Source organism: Mesorhizobium sp. M7A.F.Ca.MR.362.00.0.0, assembly GCF_004023175.1.
Classification (GTDB): Bacteria; Pseudomonadota; Alphaproteobacteria; order Rhizobiales; family Rhizobiaceae; genus Mesorhizobium.
Genome location: NZ_RZTF01000096.1, coordinates 1 through 6766, shown reverse-complemented (window position 1 = coordinate 6766; position 6766 = coordinate 1). Strand labels below are relative to the sequence as shown.

Here is a 6766-nt window from a genome sequence, read left to right as displayed (position 1 = left end):
CCGTGGTGCAGACAGGCACCGAGGAACGCCGCGATGCGCTCGACCAGCATCTGTGGACCTTCCGCGACGATTCGTTCCTGGCGCACGCAACCGATCGTGAGGCTCATCCCGGTGAACAGCCGATTCTGTTGACCACCGGCGACGGCAATCCCAACGACGCCAAGATTAGGTTCCTGGTCGACGGTGCGGTGCCGCCTGACCTTGGCGGCTACGAGCGCGCGGTGTTCCTGTTCGATGGCCACGATGCCGCCCAGCTCGAGGCGGCGCGAGGGCACTGGAAGGTGATGAAGAGCGCTGGCCACGCCGTCACCTACTGGCAACAGACGCCAGATCGCCGCTGGGAGCGCAAGGCTTAAGCAGGTCGCCTGAACGTTCAGGCGACCTGCTTGACCTGTGCCGCGTCACGACAATATCTACTGCTTTGCCTTGATCCGGTTCATTTTCGTTGTGACATAGTCGCCGTATTTCAATTTCATCGACTCGTCCGACCGGTTTCGACGCGGGCTCTTGAAAACGTACCATTCGCCATCAGGCGATTTACGCTTGTAGATAACCTTGCCCACTTGGCGATGCTCGAAGCAGGTCATCGAGCCCTTCACCCCCCAGGAGCCATGCCATTGCGCGCGGTAGCAGAGCTTGCCGCCGCCGGGAATGAACCACATGCCGTCGCCATAGCCCGACTTGCCCTTGTCGTGAGTCCAGGCATCGAACTGCCTCTGCTTGACGGCAAAGAACCCGGCGCCCTTCTTGCCCCACAGCCACGAATGGTTCTGATAAATCTGGTAGACGCCTTCGTCAGGAACGACTGTGGCTTTTTGCGCCTGCTCGGCGATCCTTGTCGCCGTCTTGGCCGTCGCAGGAACCTGAAAGGCAAGAACAAGAACGGAGCAGGCGAATGCCGCTCCGAGATAATTTCCCACTACCCGTTTCACGAAACTTCTCCACAGACTGATTTACGCCACGCCTCAACCCTCATCCCGAACCGCTGGTTCGAGATGGATCATGATCAAACAAGGAGATTGGAAATCGATCCCGATCGCGTCGAGATCGATCAGCACGATGCGTCTACGGCAGGACGTGCTGGGTCACCCTCCAGTCGGGCAGACCATAGCCACCCAGCCACGGCCACACTTCCTTCTGGTTGAAGTAGACGACCGAAGTCAGCGCCGGGAACTCCGCGTAGGATTTGCGGGAATCTTCCTGCCATTTCGAGACATAGTCCTGCTTTCCGACATAGCCGAGTTCCGCAACGACGATCGGCTTGTTGAACACTGCAACGCGGTCATAGCCGGGCTTCAGCAGCTCAGCGAAGGTACGGTCATGACCGGCCTCGTCATTGTCCTTTTTCTGCAGACCGAACACCGACAGGCCGATGACGTCGACATAGTCGTCTCCGGGGTAGTATTTTTCCAGACCCTCTTCGCCCTTGGGCGACCACATATACTTGGCGGCGGGGGCAGCCTTGCGGCAGATATCGACCTCGCGCTTGTAAGCGGAGATCCAGTCCTTGGGAGCCCAGTTGGCCCAAGTGAAGCGGCCGTTCTTGTCTTCCATTTCCTGAGCCCAGCGAATGGTCACCGGGCTCTTCATCTGTCCCACCAGGCCGCAGATTGCCTGCATATTGGCGTCATATTTGCCGCTTAAAATGCCGTCGCGCAATTCGGGCGGGGTGATGCGCCAGTCCTTCGACCAGGTCCACGGCTCAACCGTAATCAGCAGCGAACGTCCGCGTTGCAGCGCATAGGCGTCGGCAAGCGGCAGCGTCGACAGGTCGACGTCTTCCCAAGGCAGGAACAGCTCTTCGATGCTGGCACTCTTGTCGGCGCTGAAGTCGCCGTAGGGATCATAGGATCCGAACGCCGAGGCGGCGCTGCTCGTTTGGACGGGGTCCGTCGCGGCTACCGAGCCAGCGCCTCCTGCCGTGGGGAACGCGGCGCTTCCGCCCAATGCCAGCGCGATTGCGAGTGCTCTTACTGTGGAGTATTTCATGTCGATCTCCCATGGCCCCAACCTCTTTCGGAAGTTAAGGCTTCGCCCGTGCGCATCGATGCCTGATCGACACGACTACCCAAAAACCGATCGGCTCTATTTGGCAGAATCTGCGGGATTTCGGAGCGACCCCATTGGCGGATGTGCGAACCTGGCACAGAGCCACCCAAAATTACCTCTCAAGCCCCTATACAGGGGGCGTTCGAGAGAAAGTTCGCCGCGATACTCACAAATTCGCGTCAAAATCCCGATATATCATCCCTGGCTAATTTAAGAGCCGGTCAGGGCCAAGAGTCAAGCACAATTAACGGTTGCTTAACCTTGACGACCGCAACATGGTTAACGGCTTTGGCCGGATCCCCTCCGACTGCCTCGACCCGTCGATGAATTTCCAGCACCGAAGAGTTTACCGGCTCGCCGCCAGACTGACTGCTCGGTAGCGGCTATTCCTCCCCCGATAAGCGTAAGGTTAACCAAATCTCAAGAATCATATTCAACAAACAATTAATTTAGTTGACGCTAAGAAAGCATTAGCTAATTCTAATCCTGGGATTTTGGGAGCTTCCAGCCACCTTGTCGGCGGAAGCCCAAAGTGGCGGGCGAGTTAGTGTATGAGTGCTTCCGTGCATGATGGCGTCGTCGGCCGTAAGAGCAGACGGGCGCATCGATCTGAGGCGGCTCTGGCAGCCACTGCGCAGAAGGGGCCCTTTCTGGTGCCCGTGCTGTCGGCCATTCAGCAATGGATCCTGAGACTGGCGCTGGCTTTCTGGTTCTGCACACTCGGGTTTTTCTGGATCTGGTGGCTGAAGCCGGAGCATGTCGAACATCTCGGGCCATACACGTTCGCAACACTCATCCTGGTATGGCTCACGCTCATGCCGTTGTACTTTCTCTTGAACGTGCATGCGTCGAAAAAACCGTCCAAGCTTCACACGATCCCGAAGCGTTCGCGGGTCGCGATGGTGGTCACCAAGGCCCCCTCCGAACCGTTTGCCGTCGTTGCGCGCACGCTCGAAGCGATGCTGGCACAGGATTACCCGCACGATACCTGGCTGGCCGACGAGGATCCCTCCGAAGAGACAGTTCGCTGGTGCGACGCTCACGGCGTGATGATTTCGACGCGGCGCGGCAGGCAAGACTATCACCGCACGACATGGCCACGCCGGACGCGCTGCAAGGAAGGCAATTTGGCGTTCTTCTACGACCACTATGGCTACGAGCGTTACGATTTCGTCGCCCAGATGGATGCGGACCATGTACCGACGCCAACCTATCTGAGGGAGATCCTGTTTCCCTTCGCCGATCCCTCGGTTGGCTATGTCTCGGCGCCGAGCATCTGCGACAACAACGCCGCCGAGAGTTGGGCGGCGCGCGGCAGGCTGTTTCCGGAAGGGATGTTTCACGGACCGCTGCAGTCCGGCCATACGGGCGGTGGAGCTCCGCTCTGCATCGGCTCGCATTATGCCGTGCGGACCAAGGCGCTGAAGCAGGCGGGCGGTCTCGGTCCTGAACTGGCGGAAGATCACTCCACCTCCATGTTGATCAACGCGGCCGGATGGCACGGCGTGCATGCGCTCGACGCCATCGCCCATGGCGATGGCCCGCAGACCTTCGCCGACCTCATCACCCAGGAATTCCAGTGGTCGCGCAGTCTGATGACGATCCTGCTCGAATATTCGCCGAGCTATCTCCCAAAGCTGTCGCCGCGGCTGAGATTCCAATTCCTCTTTTGCCAGCTCTGGTATCCGCTGTTCGCCGTCTTTGCGTTGCTGATGTACGTCATGCCGGTCTATGCGCTGTCTACCGGGCGCAACTTCGCCAATGTCATGTATCTCGACTTTTTGTTCTACTATCTGCCGAACGCGGTCGCGCTGGTTGGCCTGGTGATGCTGCTGAAGGCGTTCGGCCTCTCGCGCCCGATGACGGCCAAGACGATCAGCTGGGAAGGCACGCTGTTCCTCTTCTTCGCGCGTTGGCCTTGGGTGCTGGCCGGCACGTTGTCGTCGATCCGCGACTATCTGACCAAATCATTCGTCGATTTCCGCGTCACGCCCAAGGGCAGCGGCCCCAAGCACCTTCTGCCGGCTCGCGCCCTCACTCCCTATGTGGCGCTGGCCATCGGCGCGGCACTGCCTGTCCTGCTCGTTGAGAACCCCTTCGATGCCACCGGCTTCTACTGGTTCGCCGCCTTCAACGCCTTCCTCTACGGGCTGCTGGTTGTTGTGATTGTCGTAAGGCACGTCATCGAAAACAGGATTCCGTTGCGCGCCAATGCGGCGAAAGTCGCCTTTCAGGGGTCGCTTGCCGTGCTGGCGCTGATCGTGCCCGCCGCGGGCTTCTACGATCGCGGCATGGAAGGCGTCTACGGACTGCAGCAGGGCGCCGGTGGCCTGCGCATCGTGCGCATCGCCTATGTGGTTTCCGGCGCCGGCCAGGGCAACATCGGTGGCCGCAATTTCTACTTCGATCCAGGTTGGGAAACGCGGCGCTGAATGCTGGAGGCGTCCGCGTAGCGGGCCGGCACTCTGGACGGCTGCAGGCACGAGCCCAATAGATCAAACTTTAATTATATCCGATCGATTGCCGAAAGGCCGCGTTCATCGTGTCGTTTGCATGATCTTTAATAAGTTTCCCCTAATATATAATCCATGATGTGAGCGGCGATAGGCTGCTCGCGTGGCGCGGAAGCCAAAAAAGCAAATAGATCTCCGCGCTGAAACGAATTATATTCGTGGTAGGGGACAATGATGAACAAAGTTATGGAAAGAAGGGCAAGGATCGGCACGAAATATGCTTGTGCATTCGCCGCCGTTGCATTGATCTCGATACTCTCAGGTTGCCAGAGCAAGGACGCGACCAAGACCAGCTCGATCAGCACAAAGTCCGTGGTGCATACGCTCGGCAAGAAGGTGCACGACGTCAAGAAGAAGCGGCTGCATCTGTTCAGCCGCAAGCCGCTCACACAGACGACCATGGTGACGCGTACGAGGGAGGAGGCCTATGCGGCCTTTGTGCGGCCGCAGCGTGTCGGCAGGCCGGCGCCGGTGAAGGTCTCCTACCGTCTGGGCAATGGCGGCCCCTTCCTGGGTCGTTCGCCTTGGATTTGTGGCCCGAGCGGTTTCGGCCAGCGCGCCAGCTGCCGTTCGCGCTACTAGACCATCAGACCTAAAAGTGGCGGCGCGATTTGAATGAAGGATCCGCCGCTCTTGTCTTCGCCAGGGGGCGCGAGTCGAGGGCGAGAGGTTGGCGCAGACGTTGCGCCTTGCCTCTTGCCCTCAGGCCGCCATTCCTGGGATCAATGAACCCTGCCAGTCCGCCGTCGGCCTGAAACCAAAATCCCTCCCAGCAAGATATCGATGAAGCCACTGCCCCGGTCAACGCTGGGGACGGAGAGCCTCGATGGCGTCCCGATCACCTCATGATGGCCGGCGCGGGCGGAGCCAGCCGTCATTGTCACTGGGCGCCGGCTGTGGCCGCGCGACATAGGCCGATGCTCCATTCGCTTCGTGATAGACCCGTGCCAGCATTTCAGCCAGCACGCCCGACGTCACCATCTGCACCCCGGCGATGAGCAGGAAGAAGCCGGTGAACAGCATCGGGCGTGTTCCGATGTCTTCGGCGAAAAGCAGCTTCAGGCAAAGCAGATAGGCAAGGATCAGCGAACCCAGCGCGCCAAGCACGATGCCGATGCCGCCGAAGAAGTGCCCGGGCCGCGTGCGATAACGCATGAAGAAGTACATGAAGACCAGATCGAGCACGACCCTGAAGGTGCGCGAAATGCCGTATTTGGATTGGCCATGGATGCGGGCGTGATGCGTCACCACTTCCTGCGCGATGCGTCTGGGGGTCGTCACCGTGGCCAGCCATGCCGGGATGAAGCGGTGCATCTCGCCATAGAGCTTGACGCTGCGGATGACGTTGCCGCGATAGACCTTGAGGCTGCAGCCATAGTCCTTGAGGCGCACCCCGGTGACGCGCGCGATCAGCGCGTTGGCGATGCGCGAGGGCAGCCTGCGCATGAAAAAACCTTCCTGGCGATCCTTGCGCCAGCCCACCACCAGGTCGAGATCCTCGCTCAACAGGCGGTAGACCATACGCGGAATGTCGTAGGGATCATTTTGCAGGTCGCCGTCGATCGTGGCGATGACGTCGCCGCGCGCTGCGTCGATACCGGCCTGCATCGCGGCGGTTTGCTTGTAGTTGCGCACCAGCTCGACCGCATGCACATGCGGGCCGTAATGCGCCGCCAGGCGCCTGATCTCACTCACCGTCGCGTCGGTGCTGCCGTCATCGACCAGCACGACCTCCCACGGCTGGCCGTAGCGTTCCATCGCCTGGTGAATCCGCACCAGCAGCGGTTCGACGTTTTCGGCCTCGTTGTACATGGGCACGACGATGGACAGTGTATGGTCCGGCATCACCGCGCCGTCAGGCAGTCCCGAAGCAGGGATGGGCAATACGCTCATAGGGATGGCTTCCTTGCAGGGCCGACGGCCGGGTTCCCCGGCAGTGTCGATTTCGAGGGAAACAGCCAGGCGATCGCACCCGTGGCGATTGCCGAGCAGAAGATGAACAGATGCAATGCCAGCGCTGCCTGAAGGCCGCTCTTCATGGCAACGCCGGAGGTGAGCAGCGCCGCCGCTGCACCCGCTTCGTAGGTGCCGAAGCCGGCGACGCCTTGCACCGGTAGTATGGCGGCGCCTTCGGCCCCGACGACGCCCGGAAAGGCGGTCGAAAAGGATGTCCCCAGTAGCATTGCCAGCAACCATCCCTGCAC

Annotated in this window: 6 protein-coding genes and 1 pseudogene; 3 read left to right on the top strand and 4 right to left on the bottom strand. The window is 60.2% G+C overall.

Going from position 1 to position 6766, the window contains the following annotated elements; all coding sequences use genetic code 11:
* Positions 1-356 (top strand): DNA polymerase III subunit chi (locus tag EOC06_RS14640; RefSeq protein WP_245469600.1); only part of this gene is annotated, 356 nt, incomplete at its 5' end.
* A gap of 57 nt (positions 357-413) precedes the next feature.
* On the opposite strand, the gene EOC06_RS14635 is transcribed toward EOC06_RS14640, so the two are convergent.
* Together EOC06_RS14635 and EOC06_RS14630 are read right to left on the bottom strand one after the other, a co-directional pair.
* A complete protein-coding gene (locus EOC06_RS14635) occupies positions 414-932 on the bottom strand; it encodes a DUF995 domain-containing protein (RefSeq protein ID WP_127331777.1) in 519 nt (172 codons plus the stop codon).
* Positions 933-1065: 133 nt separating this feature from the next.
* Positions 1066-1989, bottom strand: a complete 924-nt coding sequence (locus EOC06_RS14630) for a glycoside hydrolase family 26 protein (protein ID WP_128308104.1) — start codon at positions 1987-1989, stop codon at positions 1066-1068.
* A gap of 611 nt (positions 1990-2600) precedes the next feature.
* Between EOC06_RS14630 and EOC06_RS14625 the strand changes: the two genes are divergently transcribed.
* Positions 2601-4481 (top strand): glycosyltransferase family 2 protein, encoded by a 1881-nt coding sequence (locus tag EOC06_RS14625; RefSeq protein WP_128308103.1) that lies wholly within the window; start codon positions 2601-2603, stop codon positions 4479-4481.
* A gap of 255 nt (positions 4482-4736) precedes the next feature.
* On the top strand, positions 4737-5144 hold the full coding sequence (locus tag EOC06_RS14620) for a hypothetical protein (protein ID WP_128308102.1): 408 nt from the start codon (positions 4737-4739) through the stop codon (positions 5142-5144).
* A 261-nt stretch (positions 5145-5405) separates the two neighbouring features.
* On the opposite strand, the gene EOC06_RS14615 is transcribed toward EOC06_RS14620, so the two are convergent.
* Positions 5406-6407 (bottom strand): glycosyltransferase family 2 protein, encoded by a 1002-nt coding sequence (locus EOC06_RS14615; RefSeq protein ID WP_245463755.1) that lies wholly within the window; start codon positions 6405-6407, stop codon positions 5406-5408.
* Between the two features lie 44 nt (positions 6408-6451).
* Positions 6452-6766: pseudogene (locus EOC06_RS14610) on the bottom strand (UPF0104 family protein); the annotation flags it as partial.